Annotated in this window: 22 protein-coding genes; 12 read left to right on the plus strand and 10 right to left on the minus strand. The window is 70.0% G+C overall.

The features are described from left to right. Positions 1-821 precede the first annotated feature (821 nt). Positions 822-1,889: a substrate-binding domain-containing protein gene (locus tag IFU30_RS19875; RefSeq protein ID WP_192006883.1), complete on the minus strand. Its 1,068-nt coding sequence runs from the start codon at positions 1,887-1,889 to the stop codon at positions 822-824. A 242-nt stretch (positions 1,890-2,131) separates the two neighbouring features. On the opposite strand from IFU30_RS19875, the gene IFU30_RS19880 reads away from it, so the two are divergent. After that, the gene (locus tag IFU30_RS19880; protein ID WP_064294781.1) at positions 2,132-2,551 is read left to right on the plus strand and encodes a hypothetical protein; all 420 of its coding nucleotides are present in this window, start codon (positions 2,132-2,134) and stop codon (positions 2,549-2,551) included. Positions 2,552-2,554: 3 nt separating this feature from the next. On the opposite strand, the gene ykgO is transcribed toward IFU30_RS19880, so the two are convergent. Beyond that, a complete protein-coding gene (gene ykgO / locus IFU30_RS19885; RefSeq protein WP_079707423.1) occupies positions 2,555-2,677 on the minus strand; it encodes a type B 50S ribosomal protein L36 in 123 nt (40 codons plus the stop codon). 93 nt (positions 2,678-2,770) lie between these two features. Here ykgO and IFU30_RS21000 point away from each other — a divergent pair, with 93 nt between their 5' ends. Then, positions 2,771-3,856, plus strand: a complete 1,086-nt coding sequence (locus IFU30_RS21000; protein ID WP_192006884.1) for a GTP-binding protein — start codon at positions 2,771-2,773, stop codon at positions 3,854-3,856. A 66-nt stretch (positions 3,857-3,922) separates the two neighbouring features. On the opposite strand, the gene IFU30_RS19895 is transcribed toward IFU30_RS21000, so the two are convergent. Continuing rightward, the gene (locus IFU30_RS19895; RefSeq protein WP_137244269.1) at positions 3,923-4,804 is read right to left on the minus strand and encodes a LysR family transcriptional regulator; all 882 of its coding nucleotides are present in this window, start codon (positions 4,802-4,804) and stop codon (positions 3,923-3,925) included. A 118-nt stretch (positions 4,805-4,922) separates the two neighbouring features. Between IFU30_RS19895 and IFU30_RS19900 the strand changes: the two genes are divergently transcribed. After that, positions 4,923-5,831: an EamA family transporter gene (locus tag IFU30_RS19900; RefSeq protein WP_342450903.1), complete on the plus strand. Its 909-nt coding sequence runs from the start codon at positions 4,923-4,925 to the stop codon at positions 5,829-5,831. An 8-nt stretch (positions 5,832-5,839) separates the two neighbouring features. Here the strand turns inward: IFU30_RS19900 and IFU30_RS19905 are convergent, their stop codons facing one another. Then, on the minus strand, positions 5,840-6,505 hold the full coding sequence (locus IFU30_RS19905) for an SIMPL domain-containing protein (RefSeq protein WP_192006885.1): 666 nt from the start codon (positions 6,503-6,505) through the stop codon (positions 5,840-5,842). Positions 6,506-6,546: 41 nt separating this feature from the next. Between IFU30_RS19905 and IFU30_RS19910 the strand changes: the two genes are divergently transcribed. Both IFU30_RS19910 and IFU30_RS19915 read left to right on the plus strand, forming a co-directional pair. Then, a complete protein-coding gene (locus IFU30_RS19910) occupies positions 6,547-7,119 on the plus strand; it encodes a hypothetical protein (protein ID WP_192006886.1) in 573 nt (190 codons plus the stop codon). A 63-nt stretch (positions 7,120-7,182) separates the two neighbouring features. Beyond that, on the plus strand, positions 7,183-8,346 hold the full coding sequence (locus IFU30_RS19915) for an FAD-dependent oxidoreductase (protein ID WP_192006887.1): 1,164 nt from the start codon (positions 7,183-7,185) through the stop codon (positions 8,344-8,346). A gap of 5 nt (positions 8,347-8,351) precedes the next feature. Here IFU30_RS19915 and IFU30_RS19920 read toward each other — a convergent pair whose 3' ends face one another. Beyond that, a complete protein-coding gene (locus IFU30_RS19920; RefSeq protein WP_192006888.1) occupies positions 8,352-9,287 on the minus strand; it encodes an EamA family transporter in 936 nt (311 codons plus the stop codon). A 90-nt stretch (positions 9,288-9,377) separates the two neighbouring features. On the opposite strand from IFU30_RS19920, the gene IFU30_RS19925 reads away from it, so the two are divergent. Beyond that, positions 9,378-9,941, plus strand: a complete 564-nt coding sequence (locus IFU30_RS19925; protein WP_192006889.1) for a CGNR zinc finger domain-containing protein — start codon at positions 9,378-9,380, stop codon at positions 9,939-9,941. 26 nt (positions 9,942-9,967) lie between these two features. On the opposite strand, the gene IFU30_RS19930 is transcribed toward IFU30_RS19925, so the two are convergent. Together IFU30_RS19930 and IFU30_RS19935 are read right to left on the minus strand one after the other, a co-directional pair. Then, positions 9,968-10,519 carry a DinB family protein gene (locus IFU30_RS19930; RefSeq protein ID WP_192006890.1) on the minus strand — a complete coding sequence of 184 codons (552 nt, stop codon included), beginning with the start codon at positions 10,517-10,519 and terminating at the stop codon, positions 9,968-9,970. 157 nt (positions 10,520-10,676) lie between these two features. Continuing rightward, positions 10,677-11,975, minus strand: a complete 1,299-nt coding sequence (locus IFU30_RS19935) for a serine hydrolase domain-containing protein (protein WP_192006891.1) — start codon at positions 11,973-11,975, stop codon at positions 10,677-10,679. Between the two features lie 146 nt (positions 11,976-12,121). Between IFU30_RS19935 and IFU30_RS19940 the strand changes: the two genes are divergently transcribed. From IFU30_RS19940 to IFU30_RS19960, 5 genes are all read left to right on the plus strand, one after another. Next, positions 12,122-12,430 carry a DUF2470 domain-containing protein gene (locus IFU30_RS19940; RefSeq protein WP_342450904.1) on the plus strand — a complete coding sequence of 103 codons (309 nt, stop codon included), beginning with the start codon at positions 12,122-12,124 and terminating at the stop codon, positions 12,428-12,430. A 128-nt stretch (positions 12,431-12,558) separates the two neighbouring features. Beyond that, positions 12,559-12,969 (plus strand): DUF4383 domain-containing protein, encoded by a 411-nt coding sequence (locus tag IFU30_RS19945; protein WP_192006893.1) that lies wholly within the window; start codon positions 12,559-12,561, stop codon positions 12,967-12,969. 1 nt (position 12,970) lies between these two features. Beyond that, the gene (locus tag IFU30_RS19950) at positions 12,971-13,585 is read left to right on the plus strand and encodes a hypothetical protein (RefSeq protein WP_192006894.1); all 615 of its coding nucleotides are present in this window, start codon (positions 12,971-12,973) and stop codon (positions 13,583-13,585) included. Between the two features lie 94 nt (positions 13,586-13,679). Further along, positions 13,680-14,339 carry a biliverdin-producing heme oxygenase gene (locus IFU30_RS19955; RefSeq protein WP_086475147.1) on the plus strand — a complete coding sequence of 220 codons (660 nt, stop codon included), beginning with the start codon at positions 13,680-13,682 and terminating at the stop codon, positions 14,337-14,339. 87 nt (positions 14,340-14,426) lie between these two features. Continuing rightward, positions 14,427-15,131: an alpha/beta fold hydrolase gene (locus tag IFU30_RS19960; protein ID WP_192006895.1), complete on the plus strand. Its 705-nt coding sequence runs from the start codon at positions 14,427-14,429 to the stop codon at positions 15,129-15,131. 51 nt (positions 15,132-15,182) lie between these two features. Here the strand turns inward: IFU30_RS19960 and IFU30_RS19965 are convergent, their stop codons facing one another. Both IFU30_RS19965 and IFU30_RS19970 read right to left on the minus strand, forming a co-directional pair. Next, positions 15,183-15,620 (minus strand): hypothetical protein, encoded by a 438-nt coding sequence (locus IFU30_RS19965; RefSeq protein ID WP_079707438.1) that lies wholly within the window; start codon positions 15,618-15,620, stop codon positions 15,183-15,185. Positions 15,621-15,709: 89 nt separating this feature from the next. Further along, positions 15,710-16,969, minus strand: a complete 1,260-nt coding sequence (locus IFU30_RS19970; protein ID WP_079003639.1) for an ATP-dependent DNA helicase — start codon at positions 16,967-16,969, stop codon at positions 15,710-15,712. Positions 16,970-17,035: 66 nt separating this feature from the next. Between IFU30_RS19970 and IFU30_RS19975 the strand changes: the two genes are divergently transcribed. Beyond that, positions 17,036-18,103, plus strand: a complete 1,068-nt coding sequence (locus IFU30_RS19975) for a hypothetical protein (protein WP_192006896.1) — start codon at positions 17,036-17,038, stop codon at positions 18,101-18,103. Between the two features lie 68 nt (positions 18,104-18,171). Here IFU30_RS19975 and IFU30_RS19980 read toward each other — a convergent pair whose 3' ends face one another. Beyond that, positions 18,172-20,166 carry a cytochrome c oxidase assembly protein gene (locus IFU30_RS19980; RefSeq protein WP_342450905.1) on the minus strand — a complete coding sequence of 665 codons (1,995 nt, stop codon included), beginning with the start codon at positions 20,164-20,166 and terminating at the stop codon, positions 18,172-18,174. Positions 20,167-20,195 lie beyond the last annotated feature (29 nt).

Consider the following 20,195-nt stretch of genomic DNA (forward strand, 5'->3'; position numbering starts at 1 on the left):
CGCCTCCACCTCGCCGCCTGAACACATGGCACCCGCGCGCCTCCGCACACGCCTGCCCTTCGACAAGCTCAAGGACCGAGACGGGAACCACCCTGCCTCGGACACGCTCAGCGACCGAAACGGGGACCCAGCACACCCGGACACGCTCAGGGAACGACGCCCTACTCGACAACCCGGCCATCCCGGTCCCTGAGCCTGTCGAGGGGCACACGAACAGCCGTTGAAGCTGCCCATCGACAAGCTCAGCGACCGGACCACCCAACCCCCGAGCCACTCGAAGGGCCGATGACGAACCGGCCCACCCACCCTTCGACAAGCTCAGGGACCGAGACGGGAACCACCACCCGTCGACAAGCTCGGTGAACGACGCCGTATTCGACAACCCCGTCATCCCGGTCCCTGAGCCTGTCGAAGGGCACACGAACAGCCGTTGAACGTGCCCTTCGACAGGCTCAGGGACCGAGACGGGAACCACGCTGCCTCGACAAGCTCAGCGACCGGACCACCCGACCCCCGAACCACTCGAAGGGCCCAGGAGGAACCGTCATACCCACCCTTCGACAAGCTCAGGGAGCGAGACGGGAACCACCACCCGTCGACAAGCTCGGTGAACGACGCCGTATTCGACAACCCGGCCATCCCGGTCCCTGAGCCTGTCGAAGGGCACACGAGCGACCACCGCCCGTCGACAAGCTCAGGGACCGGGGACACCGACTCAGGGACCGGGGACACCTGCTCGGGGGCTGGGAACTCCGGCTCGGGGACCGGGGCTGCTGCCTCGGGTGCGGGGCGCCGGGCCGAGGAACGGGATCGAGCCCAGCTCAGGCGCTCGGAGCCGCCGTCGACTCCCGCACGACGAGCTGCGGGACCGAACGCACCACGCCGACGGAGTCCGCGTCGCTCAGCACCTCGAGTAGCGTCGACATGATCGTCCGCCCGAGCGCCGGGAAGTCCTGCCGCATCGTCGTCAACGGCGGCGCGAAGTGCTCAGCCTCCGGGATGTCATCGAACCCGACGACGCTCACGTCATCCGGCACCCGCAGGCCCCGCTCCGACAGCGCGTGGATGACGCCGAGCGCCATCTGGTCGTTCGCCGCGAACACCGCCGTGAACGACTCACCGACCCGCTCACCGGACCACCCGTCGTCATCGTCTCTGACCCCGAGGTCCGCCACGAGCTCCCGCCCGAGTCGGAACCCGCTCGCAGGCGTCCAGTCGCCCACCAACGGCTCCCGGGCGACGAGCCCGTGCTCGGACAGCGCGTCACGCCACCCCCGCACCCGCTCCAACGCGTCCACCGAATCCGCCGGACCCGCGAGATGGACGATGCGGCGATGCCCCAACCCGACGAGCTGGTCGACGAGGATCCGCGCCCCCTGGTACTGGTCGATCGAGACACGGTGGAACCCGTCCCGACGACTCGACTCGACCGCGACGAGCGGCACCCCGAGCTCGATCCCGCGCACCGCGTCGAGCGCCCCACGATGCGCCGCGATGAGCACGATCGCCTCGACGTTCTGCCGCAGCAGCAACTCGACGGCCTGCCGCAGCGACGCCGGATCCGACTCCAACATGCTCGCCATGCTCACGGCATACCGGGCGTCCCGTGCTGCCTCGTTGAAGCCGAGCGCCGTACTCGACGGCCCGTAGTCCGGCCCACCGGTCGTGATGAGGCCGATCGTGCGTGAACGGCGGGTGACGAGTGACCGTGCGGCCTGCGAGGGCGTGTACCGCAGTTGGGCGATCGCCTGCTCGACCCGTTGCCGCGTCGCGGGGCGCACGTTCGGCAGATCGTTGAGCACCCGCGAGACGGTCTGGTGTGAGACTCCGGCCAGACGCGCCACATCGAAGATCGTCGCGACCCGTGTCTTCTCGTCGTCGTTACCCACCAGCCCCACCGGCTCCCACCTGGCGACGTCCGCACGTCTCGCTGAGAGCAGCGTATCCGTCGATGCGCGGCGTGTTCGCGCTCTCAGCGCACCTCCAGCGGTTCGTCAGGTCCGCCACGATGGGCACCGCTCCCCATCGCGGGTGGACAGCCGACCTCGGTACCGTGATGGACGAGCCGACGGTCGCGCGGGTGCCGCGTGATCAGCTGCGCGTCGCGACCGACACCCGAAGAGGAGCACACATGATCATCTGGACCCGTTGGGGCATCGTCGTCTTCCTGATCTTCGGGCTCTCCGTCGGCGCCGGCTTCCTCATCAAGGCGATCGTCTCGCCCGACGGCGGCTCGGCACAGTCCGGGGTGTTCGTCGGCATCGGATTTCTGCTCGGCGCCGTCGCGTGCTGGGCCTTCGGGAAGTTCGCGCTGGCGAAGCTGGATGCGCCGCGGCCGGTCGTCGTGTGGCAGCAGCTCGCGCAGCCGTACGTCAACGAGCACGGCATCACCGTGAAGCAGGAGGCCGTCCCCGTGCGCCACCCGCAGACCGGCGAGCAGCTCTACAGCCGCCCGAGCTCCACACTCTTCTTCATCCCCGTCCGCTTCTGGGCGTACGTGATCGCCGCACTGGGTGTCGTCACGATCGTCGTGAACGTGGTGCGCGGCTGACGCTCAGCCTTGGCGACCCTTCCACCGCGGGTTCTGCTTGTTGATGACGAACACCCGGCCACGGCGGCGGACGATCTGCGACCCCGGCTTGTCCTTGAGCGACTTGAGTGATGCGCGGACCTTCATGGCGACCTCCTGGTGATCACGATGCGTGCTACCTTGTTGAGAACGATTCTCAACGGAACGCACTGTAGCACTCATCGACCAGGAGAACCCGCCGTGACCACGCCTCGCATCCCGCTGACCGTGACGCTCGTCCTCGGCACCTGCCCGCCGGAGCGTCGCACCGTGGCTCGACAGATCGCCGGAAGGTCCGCGGCGCTCGTCACGATCGAGCGGCAAGACGACGCCGAGAGTGCCCACCCTGACATCGACGACGCGATCGACGCCGTCGCGCGACACCCGCTCGCTCCCCGGCACCTCGTCCTCGATTGCGGGAGCACGGTCCGCCCGGTCGACGCGGTCTCCGCCGTCCTCGGGCACCGCGACACGGCCGTCCTGGACGCCGTCGTGACCGTCGTCGACGCAGCCCATCTCCTGCACGACCTGCAGGACGACGAGTACGTCACCCACGACGAGGACGGCGATACGGCGTACACCGCGCGGTCGATGATCACCGTGGAGCAGCTCGAGTACGCGGACACCATCGCCGTCGCCGGCCGACGTGGCGTCACTCACGAGCGGCTCGCGGTGCTCCTCGCGCTCCTCAGCCACCTGAACCCGACGGCGCTGACGCGGATGGTCGAACCGGTCGCGGCCCGACCGCGCGTCACACCCGGCGCTCCGGCGACCGCGAGCACCCGTGAGCCGCTCGCGCGCTACCGCGACTCCCCGTTCGAACTGGACCGCTTCAGCACCTCCCCCGGGTGGATCGCGATGCTGAACGGCGAGCACCGGCCGTGGGTGGATCACGACCGCGTGACCACCCTGCGGTTCGACAGCCCCCGGCCGATGCACCCGGAACGGCTCCTCGCATGCTTCGACGGACCGATCGAGGCGGGGCGGTTCGGCCAGGTCATCCGTACGGCGGGGTTCCTCGTCCTCGCGACGCGCGCCTCCCGCGTCGGCGTCCTGCAGCACGTCGGCTCGATGATCGATCTGGAACCCACGTCGTTCGAGACGAACGACCCCGGCGCACCGCTCGGTCAGGAGCTCGTCGTCACGGGGATCGACCTCGACGAGGTCGCCATCTCCGCCGCCCTGCACGCTTGCACCCTGACGGACGAGGAACTCCTCGCCGGGCCGGTGGCGTGGGCGCACTACCCCGACGCCTTCACACCATGGAGCACCACCCACGAGCGCTGAGCGGCCGGCCCGTCAACTGCCCGAAACGGTTCGGATCCCGGTCGATTTCATGCAGGTCCGGGCGACTCAGTGGATCCGCGCGCTCACCCACTCCTCGCGGACGAACCGCACGAACTGCTCGACAGCAGGCGACACCGCCCGGGCGCGGCTGGTGGCGACACCGATCACCCGGACCGCCTCGTCGTCGAGCGGGACGAGCACGACGCCCTCCATGCTCGTGGAATCGGGGAGGACCGCGATCCCGACTCCGGCGCGCACGAGACCACGGAGCGTCGACAGCTCGGACACCTCCATCGTCACGCGGGGCACGACGCCATGCCTCGCGAAGTACGCGTCCGCGATCTGCCGGAGCCCTGAGTCCGTCGTCATCGCGAGGAACTCCGTCTGCTCGAGGTCGGACGCCGCCAACGACGTCCGATCGGCGAACGCATGCCCGACCGGCACGCCCAGCGCGAGCCGCTCGGAGGTGAGCGGACGCCACTCGATGTCCGGATCACGTGGTTCCGGGCTGAGGAAGGCGACGTCGGCCGAGCCGGAGCGGAGCGCGTCCAGCACGCTGTCGGCCTTCCCACCGTCGAGGACGAACCGGATGTCCGGCAGGAGCTGGCGGTACTCGCTCACGATGCGCGGAATGAGCCAGCCACCGAGGGACGAGACGTAGGCGATGGACACGAGGCCGGCCGAGGGGTCGCGGAGCTCGTCGATCCGCGACTGCGCGTTGTCGAGCTCGGTCTGCGCCCGGAGCGCGTGCACGAGGAGGATCTCGCCGTAGCGGTTGAGTTCGAGTCGGCTGCGGTGACGGTCGAACAACTCGACCCCGGCGTCCGCCTCGAGCCGACCGATCGCCCGCGTGAGCGTCGACTGGGAGATACCGAGCGCCTCAGCGGCGTACGGGACGTGACCGTCTTCGGCGAGCGCCCGAAGGTACGCGAGTTCGTCGATCCTCATGCCCTCATGATGCCGCACCGGCGAGCCCGGCTGGGGGCGGCACCTCGACAAGCTCGGTGACCGGGGCGCGCTCGGCGACCGGATGAGGCTCGGCGACCGGGCGCGCTAGCGTGGTGCAGTGATCCGCAGACCGCGACCGAGCCAGGCGGCGACCGGCGCCCTCCTCGTCCTGGCCGGACTCGTCTGCCAGGAGCTCGGCGCGTCGATCGCGGTCGCGCTGTTCCCGCAGGTCGGTCCGATCGGCATGGTGACGCTGCGGCTCGTGTTCGCCGCGCTCATCCTGCTGGCCGTCGCCCGCCCGGCCCTTCGCGGACACCCGAGGAGCGCCTGGGGATCGGCGGTCGGTTTCGGGCTCGTCCTCGCCGCGATGAACGTCTGCTTCTACCTGGCACTGGACCGTATCCCGCTCGGCCCGGCGGTGACCCTCGAGATCCTCGGCCCGCTGGCGCTCAGCGTCATCGCGGGTCGTCGATGGACGAGCGCGCTCTGGGCGGGCGTCGCCCTCGTCGGCGTCCTCCTCCTCGGCGGGGTGCTCCTCCACAGCGGACCGACGGCCGCACTCGACCCGCTCGGCGTCATCCTCGCGCTCGCCGCCGGCGCCCTCTGGATCGGCTACATCCTGCTGTCGGCGCGGACGGGGACGGAGTTCCCCGGCTTGAACGGTCTGGCGATCGCCGCCGCCATCGGCGCGCTGGTGACCATCCCGCTCGCCGCGACGACCGCCGGCACTGCGCTGTTCGATCCCGTCATCCTCCTGCTCGGGCTGGGTGTCGCCGCGCTCTCGTCGGCCGTGCCGTACGCGCTGGAGTTCGTCGCCCTCCGCCGACTCAGCGCCGCGACGTTCTCAATCCTGCTCGCGTCCGCGCCAGCCATCGCCGCGATCGCCGGGCTCCTCGTGCTCGGGCAGGAGCTCACGACACCGCAGTGGCTCGGCATCGCCTGCGTGGTCGGTGCCGGAATCGGCGCCGTGCTCTCAGCCCGACGGGGTCGTGCACCCGAGGCGCACCCGAGCATCGCGCCGAGCTGATCGTCAGGTCAGGAAGCGGCGAAGCGGGCGTGCACCCGGGAGGACACGGTGATGTCCTCCGGCTTCAGGTCGAGGCCGGTGTCGCCCGCGGGTGCGGCGGCCCCGCGCATCATCGGCGCCGCGGTCTGGGTCCCCGAGGTGCGGGTCTCGTCACCCAGCATGCCGGGATCGGCCAGCGCAACAGACCGCACGGTGCCCAGCCCGAGGCTCCGCGCGTAGGCGGTCGCGCGGTCCACGGCGTCGCGGACGGCGTTGTGCTGGGCCTCGGCCGTGATGCGGTGCTTCGTCGCCTCGGTGAGCGCCCACGTGACACCCGTCACCGTGACGCCGTCCTGGACCGCGATCTCCTCGGCCCAGTGGGCCAGCGCCTGGAGGTCGGCGAACTTCACCTCGAGCGCGACCGACGCATGGTGCACGAGCGGCAGCTGCTTCCCGTCCTTGTTCCACGGTCGCTCACTCCACACCCGCAGCCGGTCGGCCGACCACCAGGTCACGGCCGACTGCGCGCGGAACTGCTCCGCCGTCTGGCTGAGCCCCCGGTGCAGCGCGGTGGTCCGGGAGACGACGGGCTCACGTTCCGGCCCCTGGAACCCCGCCGAGATGAGGACGGTCCCACGCTCAGCCGGGTGGTGGTAGTCGAAGCGGCCCTCGACGGTGATGATCGTTTCGCTCATACCCGGCACTCTATCCCGCGACGGCGGCTACGCTCTGGACCATGACGGACGGCGGAACCTGGGCGGATCGACGACGTGGACGGCAGCGGGACGCACACGGTCCGGCGGGACGCGGGCTGCCGCCCGGCGACGTCGAGACGGTCGCGAAGTACCTCAAGGAGCGCGTCTACGCGACCTTCACCGGCCTCGCGATCGTCCTCGTGCTGGCGGCGAACGTGGAGCACCACGACGCGCCGGATGCGCTCTTCTCGCTCGTCATCGGCGTGGTCGGCATCACCCTCGCCGGCCTGGTCGCCGAGATGATCGCGCACCTCGCCGCCCACGGTGCGTTCCCCGACGAGCGCGGGTGGCACTCCATGCTCCGGATCGCGTGGGGCTCGCTCCTCACCGTCGCGACCCCCACCATCCTGCTCGTGCTCGCCGTGTTCGACGTCATGGAACTCGAGACGTCCCTCCGTGTGTCCGCGATCGTCTACCTCGTCACGCTCGGGCTCAGCGGGTGGGTCGCCGTCCGGCGCGCCCGGCTGTCCGTCTGGCAACAGCTCATCGCGCTCGCGGCCCTCGTCCTCCTGGGTGTCGTCGTCATCGGCGTGCAGGTCCTGGCTCACGGCTGAATCGCGGACAAGAGCTCGGACGCCGTCGGAAATGCCGGAGCGGTCGACGACGTTGCAGAGCACGTGAGCACTCCGGAGACCGTCGACGTCGTCGTGATCGGCGCGGGTCAAGCCGGGCTGTCTGCCGCCTACCACTTGCATCGCCGCGGATTCGTCCCGCTGGGCACCACCGAGGCCGCGACCGGAGCACGCACCTTCGTCGTCCTCGACGCGAACGACGCCCCGGGCGGCGCCTGGCAGCACCGATGGCGGTCGCTCACCATGTCGACCGTCAACGGGATCTACGACCTGCCCGGCATGCCGAAGCCCGAGCTCGATCCCGCCTCGCCGAGTGTCGACGTCATCCCGCCGTACTTCGCGGCGTTCGAAGAGCGTTTCGCCCTCGCGGTCCGCCGCCCGGTGCAGGTCCGCGCCGTCCGCCGCGAGGACGACGACCCGCACGGTCGACTCCTCGTCGAGACCGCGGTGAGCTCCGACTCCTCAGGCACTGACTCTTCTGGCACCGCCTCCTCCGCCGCCGTGTTCCGGGCGCGGGCGGTCGTGAACGCGACGGGCACCTGGACGAAACCGTTCTGGCCCGCGTACCCGGGGCGGGAACGCTTCGCCGGACGCCAGCTGCACGTGGCCGACTACGTCTCCGCTGACGAGTTCCGCGGCCAACGCGTCGTCGTCGTCGGTGCCGGCATCTCGGCCATCCAGCTGCTCGAGGAGATCTCGCGGGTGGCGGAGACGGTGTGGATGACACGACGCGAGCCGGAGTGGGTGGAGGACGACTTCGACACCGCCGCCCGGGTGGAGGCGATCAAGGGTGTCGAGGAACGCGTGCGCCAAGGCCTCCCACCGGGCAGCGTGATCTCCGTGACGGGGATGCACTGGACGCCGTGGGCGCGAGCGGCCGAGGCGCGCGGCGTCCTGGTGCGTGAGCCGATGTTCCGCCGCATCGAGGAGCACGGGGTCGTCCTCGCCGACGACTCGTTCCTCCCGGTCGACGCCATCCTCTGGGCCACCGGGTTCCGAGCAGCGCTCGACCACCTCGCACCGCTCGGCATCCGACTGCCCGGGGGCGGTATCCGGATCGACGGCACCAGGGCGGCCGACGAGCCGCGGGTGCACCTCATCGGGTACGGCCCCTCAGCGTCGACGGTCGGCGCGAACCGGGCCGGCCGGGCGGCGGTCACGGCGTTCCTCGCCGATCTCGATGCCGCCGTCCCGGTCCCGCAGCACTGACCCGGTCACTGCACCGGGACGGGGATCGGCACGGCGGGAGCCCGCTCGGAGCGCACGAAGCCGATCCCGAGCAGGATGCACACCCCGCCGAGGAGCTGCGCGAGCGACAGCTGCTCCCCCAGGAGGATCCAGGCGAACCCGGTCGCTGCGACCACTTCGAGGAGGCCCGCGAACGACGCGAGTCGGGAGCCGAGCATCTGACTCGCGGTGATGCTCGACGCGTAGGCGACGGCCGTCGACACCACCCCGACGAACAGGAGCGGCACCCACCACACGACGTCGGTGCCGAGCACCGTGACGTCGGCGTCGGAGGTCGTGAACGGCACGCCGACGAGCCCCGCGAGCCACAGACTGAGCGCCCCGATGAGCAGACCGATGGCGGCGAACGCCACCGGGGGCAGCCCCTTCGCCGGCCGCGCCGAGATGACGTAGTACGCGGCGCAGCCCACCATCGCGAGGATGGCGAACAGCAGGCCGACCGGGTCGAGCGTCGAGCCACCGCTCGGAGCGACGACGAGCACGAGCCCGACGAGCGACACGACGGAGCCGACGAGCACGACCGTCGCGGGACGACGTCGGGTCAGCACCCATGCGACGGCGACGAGCAGCAGCGGTGCCATGTACTCGACGAGGATCGCGGTCCCGACGGCGATGGTCTGCAGCGCCGCGAAGTAGACGAGCTGCGTCGCCGCCACCCCGATGAGGCCCATGCCGAGCAGTCGCCAGCGTCCACGCCAGACCGCGTCCCAGCGACCGCGGAGCGCGATGAGGGCGAACGGGGCGAGTACCAGGCCACCGATCAGGGCACGGACGGTGACCGCGGCAGCGGGGCTCCACCCCGATGCGAGCACCGGTTTGATGAATGCTCCGGAGGTGCCGAACGCGACCGCGGCGAGTACCGCGACGAGCAGACCGACCGTGTTCGAGGACGTGTGCTTCATGGGTGTCTCCAGCTGCCGCGAGTGGGGCCGGCAGAAGAGGTGGACGCCCGGCTGAGATGAAGCTACTCTCGGAGAGAGTAAGGAGTCAACTTGCATTTTGCCCCTGACACCGAGGATGCGCTGCTCTTCGCCGCGCTGCTCGTGAACACCCGCGCATCGGCGTCCCGGAGCGGACTCGACGAGCTCGCGACACCGCCGCAACTCGTCGAGCTCCTGCGGGTCAGTCGGTACTCGGGTCGGGTCGACGGCGATGAGCCCGAGCGGGCCGCGGTGGCCAGGCTCCGGGAACGGATCCACGCACTCTGGGCCTCCGACGCGGACGCCCCGGACACCCGCGACCGCGCCGTCACCGAGATCAACGCGATGCTCCGGGAGTCCGCCGCGCTCCCCCAGCTGCGCCGCCACGACGGCTTCGACTGGCACCTCCACGCCACCGAGTTCGACGCACCGCTCGTCGACCGCGTCCAGACCGAGATCGCCATGGCACTCGTCGACGTCGTCCGGTCCGACGCCTGGGACCGCCTGCGGCTCTGCGCCGCCGAGGATTGCGACGGCCTGCTCGTCGACCTGTCCCGCAACGGTTCGAAACGCTACTGCTCCGTCCGCTGCAGCAACCGCGTCAACACGATCGCGTTCCGCGCGCGGGCGCAGTAGCGGTCGTCAGCAGGCCCGGACGACGCTCACGACCGCGCGCTCGTCACATCCCAGAGATGGTGCACCGGGTCGTGGATGAAGTAGCGGCCGAGGGTCTCGGTCGTGAAGCGCGCGCCGTCGCTCCGTCGACCCGTCCGCGTGAGCGCCTCGTCCGGTACCCGCTCGAACGCTGCGGCGAGCACCGTCGCGGCCTCGACCAGCTCCGCCGACACCCGGTTCGGGCCCTGCTCGCCGTAGCGCTCCTCCAGAGCCGTCGCGTCCTGGTCCCAGTTCTCGAACGCGGGATCGTCTTCGGCGAGGACGAGCCGCAGCCGGACGTCGAAGATGCGGAACACGTCCCGCACGTGGGCCGCGTACTCGAGCGGCGACCAGGTCTGCGGGTCGGGCCGCTCCCGGACGTCGGCACGCTCCAGCACCGCCGGCCACGCGGCGGCGTTCTCCAGGATCAACCCGGGGAGGTCCCGGAACCCGAACCGCGACGTGTCCATCCCGCACTCGGGACAGGCGCGCTCAAGGACCCAGGTCCAGTTCTTCGTGTCCGGGACGATGGTGTCGTCCTCGGGGGTGTTCGTCGTCATGGGTTCACTCTAGGAAGCGGCATGGCCCAGCGCCCTCGCGAAAGCGTCATCGTGCCGCGATCCGCCGCCACCGTCCGCGACCACCCCGGTCCCTGAGCCGCACCCACGCGGTCCCTGAGCCTGTCGAAGGGCGACGATCCCAGGCCCGGTCACTCCGCTACCCGGCGGGGGCGACCGGCGGGGCGCACACCATCGCCGAGGCGGCGAGCTGCTCCGCCATCTGCTGCTCGGACCATGGGAGTGCGATCTCGGGCGCCTTCTGCCCGCTCGCCGGTGCCGCCTTCGCACCGATCGAGGCGAGTTGCATGGCGAGCGTCTGCGCGAAGCCCGCACCGAGCGTCGAGTTGTTGAGCATGACGACGACCGTCAGTCCGGAGGCCGGGTCGGAGAATGCCGCCGAGAGCGAGCCGGGGATAGCGCCGGCCTGCCCGCGGAACGGACCGATCTGCAACCCACCCACACCGAAGCTCTTCCAGGTCGGCTCAGCCTCGCCCAACGAGACGGGGTCCTTCCACTGCTTCTTGTAGGTGCTGTCGTTCAGCAGCGAGCCGGACGCGAAGGACTGCGTGAACTTCCGCAGATCGTCGACCGAGGAGACGACGCCCCCGGCGGTCCACACCATCGAGGGCGACAGCTCGGTCTCGTCCGTCGGTGCGTCGCACTGGTAGGTGCCGTCCGCGATGCGCGGCGTCAGGTACCCCTTGGGATGCGACCCCGGAAGCTCGACGGTGGAGGCGTCGGGGAAGCTGGACTTCGACATGCCGAGCGGCGAGAAGACGTAGTGGTCGTACAGGGACTGCCAGGACTGACCGGTCAGCTCCTCGAGCGCCATGCCGAGCAGGATGTAGCCGGTGTCACTCGAACCGAAGAGCGCCCCCGGAGCCGTCCGCGTACCGCTCGCGAGGCCGTTCGCGAGGATCTCGGCCATCGACCAGTTGCGGGTCGGGTTGGTGACGAACTGCGCGTTGAGCGCGGGCGTGTAGGTGCCGAGTCCCGACGTGCCGTTGCACAGCTGCTGGTAGGTGATGCCCTCGATGCCCTGGACCTGCGGGAGGGTCTTGTGGACCTGGTCGGTGAGCTTGATCTTGCCCTCGTCGACGAGTTCGAGGAGCACGGTGCAGGTCATCGGGCGCGTGGTGTCGCCGATGCGGTAGACCATGGACGGGTCCATCTTGGTCTTGCCACCCGGCTCGGTCGTGCCGACGCCGGCCGTGAAGCTCCCGGCCCACGGCGCCCAGACGCCGACGATGGCACCGGAGGATCCGGACTGGGTGACGGCGGCCTCGACCGCCGCCGTGATGGCGTCGGTCGTGTCGCCCGCGAGCGTGCCGCTGACCTGGTCGGGGAAGTCGGTGTCGGACACCGAGGGGCCCGAGCATCCGACGAGCACCGTCGCGAGGGTCGCCGCGGTAAGGAGTGCGGCGAGACGCCGGCGCCTCGGAGCTGTTGCAGTCAAGTCATCCCCCTGATGAGCGGTCTGCGGAGCTGCAGACTGTTCCCGATTGTAACCGGGCGCGGCTGAGAGCTGCGGTCGCACGCCGCGTGCCGGTCACTCGGACGGCGGACCTGGTGCGGGGCCGGTCGATGGTGTTCCCTGGAGAGGTGACCTCGAACGCCTTCCCCCAGACCACCGTCGACGCCGTCCTGGCACACATGAACGGCGACCACCCCGACGACAACGTGCTCATCGTGCGCGCCTTCCTGGAACCGGCAGCCGAAGCCGCCACCATGATCGCGCTGGACGGGACGGGTGGCGAGTGGACCTGGACGGTCGACGGCACCGCCGCGGGTGGGCGGGTGCCCTGGCCCGCCGGCACCATCACCGAGCGCGGCGAGATCCGACGCGAGGTCGTCGCCCTCTACGACGCCGCATGCGCCCGTCTGGGCGTGGAGCCACGCCTGCACGACTGAGCGACGGCCGCCCCTCGGCCGTCGACCGCCGATGACCGCCTCAGGTGACCAAACCGTCGACGCCCGCACCTCCGAACTCCTCAACGCCCCGAGACGATTCGCGGCACGAAGGATCAGGAGGCATTCCCATGCGTCATTCACCCAACCGGCTCCTCGCCGCCGTCTTCGGCGCGGTCTACGTGGTCGTCGGACTCCTCGGCGGGATCGTCGCGGGCGGCCTGCCGTTCCTCACCACCGAGGGCGGTCTCCTGCTCGGGGTCTTCGAGGTCAACCCGCTGCACAACATCGCGCACGTCCTCATCGGCGCGGCACTGCTCATCGCCGGGCTCTCGAACGTCGTCGCGGCCAAGACCGTCAACACGGTGATCGGTGGTTTCTACCTCCTGCTCGGTGTCGTCGGATTCTTCATCGTGGGCTCCGCGCTCAACATCCTCGCGCTCAACACGGCCGACCACTTCCTCCACCTCGCGAGCGCCGTGGTGCTGCTCGGTGCCGGACTGGCTGCGGACAAGCGAACGCAGCGGGTGGCGACGGTCTGACATGTCGGTCTCCGTCGAGCGTCAGGACGTCCGAGCGGGAGGCGACACCGCGGTCCGCACCGGTACGACGTCGATCTCGAACAGCCTGCTCGCGATGTGCGCGCTCGGCGCCGGTCTCGTGCTGATCGCGACCGGCGCCGGGTCCTCCCCCGTGGGCGCGATCCCGCTCGTCACCCTGGGCGTCGCCGCACTGCTGTGGTCCGTCGTGGTCCTCGTCCGCGACCGGGTGCCGGGCCTCCGAGCGTCCTTCGCCGGCACGGTGGGCACGGTCGTCATCTGGGTGGCGCTGTACGGACTCGCCTCCCTCGGTGTCACGACCGTGCCGCCGTTCCTGCCGACCCTCTCGTCCACGGTCCTGCTGCTCATCGTCGCCGGGGTGCTCGCACGGCGACTCCGGCGGGTCACCCTCGCGTCGACGGCGCCGGACGAACTCGAGCTCGACGCCCTGGTGACGCGAGCGAGCCGTCGGCCACGTCGCGAGCCGAGCACCGGACGGTACGTGCTCACCCTGCTCGCCGGGGCAGCGGTCGTGGCGGCGATCACCACACCGGCACTGGCCCAGACCAACGCCGGTGCGTTCGCGGTCCCGCACGGTTCCCTGCACAGCAGCCACTGATTCCCTCCACAGCGACAGATTCACCCTCCCGTTCACGAGCCCTGCCCGTTACACTTAGGCAACCCTTACCGAACCAGCCGACGCGGAGTCCGACATGAGCACTGTGATCCCCTTCTCCCAGGCCCTGCGCGAGCGCACATCCTCCGGCCACTCCTCCAGCGAGGGGGCGGACTTCATGAGCGACCTCATGACCGGGAAGGGTTCGAAGGAGGACTACGTCGCCCTCGTCGCGCAGCACTTCTTCATCTACGAGGCCCTCGAGGCCGCAGCCGACCGCATGCGCGCCGATGCCGTCGCCGCTCCGTTCATCAGTGACAAGCTGACGCGGCTCCCCGCCATCGTGCAGGACCTCGAGTTCCTGATCGGTCCGGACTGGCGCGAACAGATCACGCCGCTGCCCACTACCGCCCGGTACGTGGCACGGATCAACGAGGTCGGCGCCGTCTGGCCCGGCGGCTTCGTCGCGCACCACTACACCCGGTACCTCGGCGACCTCTCGGGCGGGCAGATCATCCGCACGCTCATGCAGCGCCAGTTCGGCTTCGACACCAACGGCGTCGGCTTCTACCTCTTCGGCGACATCGCGAAGCCGCGCGAGTTCAAAGACACCTACCGCGAGCAGCTCGACGCCGTGCCGTGGGACGACGAGGAGCAGGCCCGCGTGATCGACGAGGTCATGGTGGCGTACCGCTTCAACACCGACCTCTTCCGCGACCTCGCGACCGCGAAGGCCGCAGCGACCGCCGTCGCCTGATCCGTCCGTCTCAGCTTTCGGCCGGGCGCCGCGCGGTCGGCGAAACGCCCCTCCCGCGTGTCGCTCGCGCGGCGTAGCATCTCGGGCATGGACGTCATCCTCGTACCCGGCTTCTGGCTCGACGCATCCTCGTGGAGTGCGGTCACACCCCCGCTCGAGGCAGCCGGCCACCGGGTCCGACCGCTCACCCTCCCCGGCCTCGAAAGCGTCACTGCTGACCGCGCCGGCATCGGCCTCCGCGACCACGTCGACGCCGTGGTCGCCGAGATCGACGCCGGCACCGAGCCCGTCGTGCTCGTCGGGCATTCGGGCGGCGGCGCCATCATCTCCGCCGCGATCGACGCCCGCCCTGACCGCGTCGTCCGCGCCGTGTACGTCGACTCGGGTCCGCTCGCCGACGGCGCGTGCATCAACGAGGAACTCCCCTCGTCGGGTTCCGATATCCCACTGCCCGACTGGACGGTGTTCGACGCGGAGGACCTCGTCGACCTGGACGAGGGGCTCCGCGAGCAATTCCGGGCCAGGGCCGTCCCGCAACCGAAGGGCGTCGCCGTCGACCGACAGCAGCTCTCGGACGACGACCGCCGCCTGTCCGTCCCGGCGACGGTGGTCGCGTGCGAGTTCTCGTCTGAGATGCTCCGCGGCCTGATGGAACAGGGCCACCCGTATGTCGCGGAACTGGCGCGGCTGCAGGACGTCGAGTTCGTCGACCTCCCGACGGGCCACTGGCCGCAGTTCACGAAGCCGGCCGAGCTCGGCGCGATCCTGCTCCGGGCCGTCGACCGCACCTGACGTCTCCTCAACCCACGACCAGGCTGGTCAGCGCGAAGCGTCGACGGGCGCTCAGGTCATGAGGTACGCGAGCGGCAGGATGCCGAGTATCGCGATGAAGACCACTGCCAGCACGGCGTACACCGCGATCTGCGCGCCGCGTCCCTTGATGACCGCCTGACCCCTCGGAGCGAGCGAGCCTGAGACCCACTGCTGCGCCGGCGCGATGTAGTCGAGCGTCGGCGCCTCGCCGGGCTGCAGCAGGTAGTCGGCACGGCCGAACTCCCACAGCCACGCCATCGAGCACGAGACCTGCACGGGCCGGTCGGCCGGAACCGTGAACTGCGACGGTCCCCAGGTCGGGCGGTGCTCGAAGCCGTCAATGCGCACGACGAGTGGGATGAACCCCCAGTATCCGGCGAACGGCGGCTTGCTGGCGTTCAGCTCGAGCGTGCGCCAGGCGGTGATCGGACCGGGCTGCGGCCAGCCCTGCTGCATGGGATGCGTCATAACCGACAATCGTAGGGTCATCGACCCCGTTCGTTCGCCCCTTTTCGGGCGACGGAGCGCCGATTCGCCCAACAATGGGCGAACGGACGCTACTGCCCCGACATGAACCGCTTCACGTCGGTGTCGACGATGATGTCGCTCGGGCGCAGCGGCCGGGAGAGGTAGAGACCGTCGAGCGTCGAGATGCGGCTGAGTGCGACGTAGCTCTGCCCCGGGCTGAACGCGCGGCTGCCGAGGTCGACGATCGCGCGGTCGTAGGTCTTACCCTGCGACTTGTGGATGGTGACCGCCCACGCGAGCCGCAGCGGGAACTGCGTGAACTCGGCCACGATGTCGCGCTTCAGCTGCTTCGTCACCGAGGAGTAGGAGTACTTGTACTTCTCCCACGTCGCCGGCTCGACCTCGAACTGCTCGCCGTCGACCTCGACCCAGACGGTGGAGTCGATCTTCACCACGGTCCCGAGCGTGCCGTTCACCCAGCGACGCTCGCTGTCGTTGCGGAGGAACATGACCTGCGCACCGACCTTGAGGTCGAGCGCCTCGTCGGCGGGGAACGCCCGACCGCCGAAGTCGCCCGAGACCTCCGCGTTGGCGGTAAGTGGCTTGCCGTCGAGCTTGGCGAGCGCCGCCTTGTTGATGCGGTCGACGGTGTCGTTGCGGCTCGCGAGGGTGATGACGCCGTCCTCGGGAGGGGTCCTGGCGCCCATGCCGTTCAGTCGGCCGGCCATCTCGGCGGTGACCTGGCCGTGCCGGACGCCGTTGAGGAGGTACTTGAACTCGGCCTCGTGCTGGCGGTGGATCTCCGTGAGCTCGACGAGCTGCAGCGGCGTCTCGGACCACACCTTGGCGTCGAAGAACCAGAACGAGCGGTAGGTGTCGGCGATGTACGCCCGTTCCTCGAGGCTGCCGGGCACCGGAGCGAGCTGGTACGGGTCGCCGAAGAGCACGATCTGCACGCCGCCGAACGGCTCGCGCGGCCGCTGCCGGGCCTGCCGGAGACTCCGGTCCATGGCGTCCATGAGGTCGGCGCTCACCATGGAGACCTCATCGACGACGAGGGTGTCGATGGAGTTGAGCAGCTTGCGGGTCTGATCGTTCTGGTCGATCGTGTGGTCGGCGATGAGCCCGATCGGCAGGCGGAACAACGAGTGGATCGTCTGGCCGCCGACGTTCAGCGCGGCGACACCCGTCGGGGCGCAGATGGCCAGCTGCTTCGAGGTGTTCCAGGCGAGGTGGTTGAGGAGCGTCGACTTCCCGGTGCCCGCTCGACCCGTCACGAACAGGTGCTCGCGGGTGCTCTCGATGCGGTCGAAGACGGCTTGCTGCTCGGCGGAGAGGGCTACGCTCATGATGCTTCGGTTCCCTCCCGTTTTCGCCCTCCAATCCTACGCGAGGTGCCCGCCTAGGATGTCAGGATGAGCCATGTCGCGACACGTGGGGAGCTGCGACGCCCGGGAACGGTGCGCGGTGCGCTCGTCCGCGCCGTCGTGCTGTGGCTCTGCATCGCGGCGCTGCTCGTCGCGGCCATCGTCTCCGCCTGGTCGGCCGTCGCCCGCGACGTCTACGGCGCCGGTTCCTTCGCGCGCGGCTACCTGGACGCCCTCGCAGACGACGACGCCGCGACCGCGCTCGCGTTGCCCGGAGTCGCCCTGAGCTCCGCCGAACTCGCCGACGCGGGCCTGCCCGCCGAGAGCTCGGACGCCCTGCTCCGGAGCGAGGCGCTCGGCACGATCGAGGACGTGCGCCTCGTCTCCGACGTCACGACGGGCTCGGGCGCCCACGAGGTCACCTTCTCGTACCGACTCGCGGGGCAGCCGCACAGCACGGTGTTCTCGATCACGAGCGGCGAGCGCACCTTCGGATTGTTCCCGTCGTGGCGCTTCGAGACGAGCCCGTTGAGCGTCGTCCAGCTGACGGTCACGCACACGACCGGGTTCCGGGCGAACGGTTTCGAGCTCGACACCCGCCGCGTCGCGGAGGGGACCGAGGGGGCCTTCACCTCCACCATCCCGCTCCTCACCTTCACGCCGGGCAGCGTCGACTTCGACGTCGACACCACCTACCTGGCGGCGTCGGTGGAGACGGCGACGACGACCGAGGTCGCGAGCGTCGTCGATGCCGAGGTGACCGCGAGTGCCACCTCGGACTTCGTCGGGGAGGTCCAGACGCAGATCGACGGCTACCTCGACAACTGCGCCACGCAACAGGTCCTCCAGCCCACCGGGTGCCCGTTCGGCATGGTGATCCGCGATCGCGTGGACGACCTACCGGTGTGGTCCATCGCGGCCTACCCCGTGGTGGCGGTCCAGCCGGGCGACACCGGTTGGCAGATGCCGGCGACGGCCGGAGCCGCGCACCTCGTCGTCGACGTGAAGTCGCTGTTCGACGGCACGGTCTCGACCCTCGACGAGGACGTCCCGTTCACGCTTTCTGCGTTCGTGACGATCCGCGACGACGGCTCCCTCTACATCGACCTCCGCTGAAGCCCGCGAACTGTCACTTCGACACAGTCCGACACCCCTCACACTGTTCCGGAGTGACAGTTCGCGGGCTAGGAGCGGGTGTCGTTGGCCGCCATGCGCGCGAGACGCTCGTTGTACTCGTTGAGCTCCGCGTCGTTCGTGCGGTCCGCGTTGCGATCGAGCCGCTTCTGGTCCTTCGCGTCGCTCTTGCTCCAGGAGATCGCGACGGCGACGGCGAGCGCCAGGGTCGGGATCTCGCCGACGCTCCAGGCGATCCCGCCGCCCGTCTGCTGGTCGAGGAGCGGTGCCTGCCCCCACGTGCGTCCCATCGCCCCGAACCAGTCGGCGAGGAACAGCCCGGTCGAGGAGATGATCGCCAGCCCGAAGAACGCGTGGAACGCCATCGTCGCGAAGAGCAGCAGGAGCCGCATCGGGTACGGCAGGCGATACGGGACCGGGTCGATGCCGATGAGCGACTGCACGAAGAGGTAGCCGGTGATGAGGAAGTGCACCACCATCCACTCGTGGCCGATGTGGTCCTCCATCGACCAGCGGAACAGCGGCGTGTAGTAGAACACCCAGAGTGATCCGGCGAAGAGCACCGCGGTGACGATCGGGTTCGAGATGATCCCCGCGAACTTCGAGTGCACGGCCAGGAGCACCCATTCCCGACCCCCTCGGGAGTCGTCCGAGCGCTTCCGCACCGCCCGCGCGAGCAGTGTGACAGGCGCTCCGGGGACGAGGAGCACGGGGACGAGCATGGTGAGGCCCATGTGCCCGAGCATGTGCACGCTGAAGAGGTACGGCTGGTAGACGTTGATGCCACCGCAGGTGAGGTAGAAGAGCACGAGCAGCCCGAGCACCCAGCTGACGGTGCGCAGGATCGGCCAGGAGTCGCCACGGCGGTGGAGGCGGACGACACCCGCGATGTAGAAGAAGATGCCGAAGGCGCAGGCGAGCAACCACAGCAGGTCGATGTTCCACTCGGTGAAGTACCGCGAGAAGGTCAGTTCCGGCGGCAGTTCCTCCCCGGTGAGCAGCACCGCGGGTGTCGGCGCGGTCGGCACGGTCTGGTCGACCGGCGGGGCCGTCTTCGCGAGGGCTGCGGCGGCACCGGAGGCGATGCCCATGAACCCGAGCTCGAGGGCGACCAGCCACCAGAAGGTGCCCGTGCGGCCCGCGGGGGTGTCCGCACGTGCAGCGGCGGACCGCTCGATGCGGCCGATGAGCACCCGACGCTGCAGCGCACCGAACAGGCCGAGCGCCAGCAGTGCGAAGACCTTGACGAGGACGAGGATGCCGTACGGGGTGCCCAGGCGGTCGAGCGAGCCGATGCGCAGCTCGGCGCTCACGTATCCGGAGACGGCCACGACGACGAAGGACACGAGTGCCACGGTCGAGTACCGCATGAGCACGGGGGCGAGCCGGCCGTCTTCGAGGGTCTTGCGGATGAAGACCAGCGTGAGCAGACCGCCGAGCCAGATGGCGGCGAACACGAGGTGCAGGCCGAGCGCGGTGACGGCGGCGTTGTGCCCGCTCGCCTCGGCGGAGTGACCCTGCTGGGCCATCGGCAGCAGCGACACGAGGGACAGCCCGAAGACGAACACAAGCACCGTGTGATTGCGGACGGCGAAGCAGAGCACCGTGACGGCCGCGGCGATGAGGGTCGTCTGCAGCCAGGCCTGACCCGACTCGATCCCGGTGAAGAAGAGGCTGAGCTTCGCGCCGAACGCGTCGTCGAAGGTGAGCGGCACCTGCGTGACGTTCAGGAAGGTGAAGAAGCCCGTCACGCCGGACGCGACGGTGAAGACCGCGGCGCCGGCTGCGGCGACGTCGAGCGCCGCGCCGTACTCGCGCCGGTCCGGGCTGAGCGCCCAGCAGGCCATGAGCAACGCGCCGATGGTGACGGCGGCGCTCAGGTTGACGAGCAGTTGTGCGATCGGGAGCCCCCACCGCACGACGGCGCCGGGATCGCCCAGGAGTTGCGCATCCGCTCCGCCGCCGAAGGCCAGACCCGCGAGGAGGGTCGCCACAGCCACGAGGAGCAGGAGGGCAGGACCCGCGAGGCGGACGACACGATTCACGCTGCAAGCCTACGCGGCGCTGCTGGGAA

The organism is Plantibacter sp. CFBP 8798 (genome assembly GCF_014841195.1).
Classification (GTDB): domain Bacteria; phylum Actinomycetota; class Actinomycetes; order Actinomycetales; family Microbacteriaceae; genus Plantibacter; species Plantibacter auratus.

Bases quoted from the DNA above. Each gene is read 5' to 3' on its own strand.
- ykgO (WP_079707423.1), bottom strand. From the start codon at position 2,677: ATGAAGGTCCGCGCATCACTCAAGTCGCTCAAGGACAAGCCGGGGTCG.
- IFU30_RS19905 (WP_192006885.1), bottom strand. From the start codon at position 6,505: ATGAGCGAAACGATCATCACCGTCGAGGGCCGCTTCGACTACCACCAC.
- IFU30_RS19975 (WP_192006896.1), top strand. From the start codon at position 17,036: ATGAGCCATGTCGCGACACGTGGGGAGCTGCGACGCCCGGGAACGGTG.
- IFU30_RS19920 (WP_192006888.1), bottom strand. From the start codon at position 9,287: ATGAAGCACACGTCCTCGAACACGGTCGGTCTGCTCGTCGCGGTACTC.
- IFU30_RS19930 (WP_192006890.1), bottom strand. From the start codon at position 10,519: ATGACGACGAACACCCCCGAGGACGACACCATCGTCCCGGACACGAAG.
- IFU30_RS19970 (WP_079003639.1), bottom strand. From the start codon at position 16,969: ATGAGCGTAGCCCTCTCCGCCGAGCAGCAAGCCGTCTTCGACCGCATC.
- IFU30_RS19960 (WP_192006895.1), top strand. From the start codon at position 14,427: ATGGACGTCATCCTCGTACCCGGCTTCTGGCTCGACGCATCCTCGTGG.
- IFU30_RS19945 (WP_192006893.1), top strand. From the start codon at position 12,559: ATGCGTCATTCACCCAACCGGCTCCTCGCCGCCGTCTTCGGCGCGGTC.
- IFU30_RS19950 (WP_192006894.1), top strand. From the start codon at position 12,971: ATGTCGGTCTCCGTCGAGCGTCAGGACGTCCGAGCGGGAGGCGACACC.
- IFU30_RS19880 (WP_064294781.1), top strand. From the start codon at position 2,132: ATGATCATCTGGACCCGTTGGGGCATCGTCGTCTTCCTGATCTTCGGG.
- IFU30_RS19955 (WP_086475147.1), top strand. From the start codon at position 13,680: ATGAGCACTGTGATCCCCTTCTCCCAGGCCCTGCGCGAGCGCACATCC.
- IFU30_RS19965 (WP_079707438.1), bottom strand. From the start codon at position 15,620: ATGACGCATCCCATGCAGCAGGGCTGGCCGCAGCCCGGTCCGATCACC.
- IFU30_RS19910 (WP_192006886.1), top strand. From the start codon at position 6,547: ATGACGGACGGCGGAACCTGGGCGGATCGACGACGTGGACGGCAGCGG.
- IFU30_RS19895 (WP_137244269.1), bottom strand. From the start codon at position 4,804: ATGAGGATCGACGAACTCGCGTACCTTCGGGCGCTCGCCGAAGACGGT.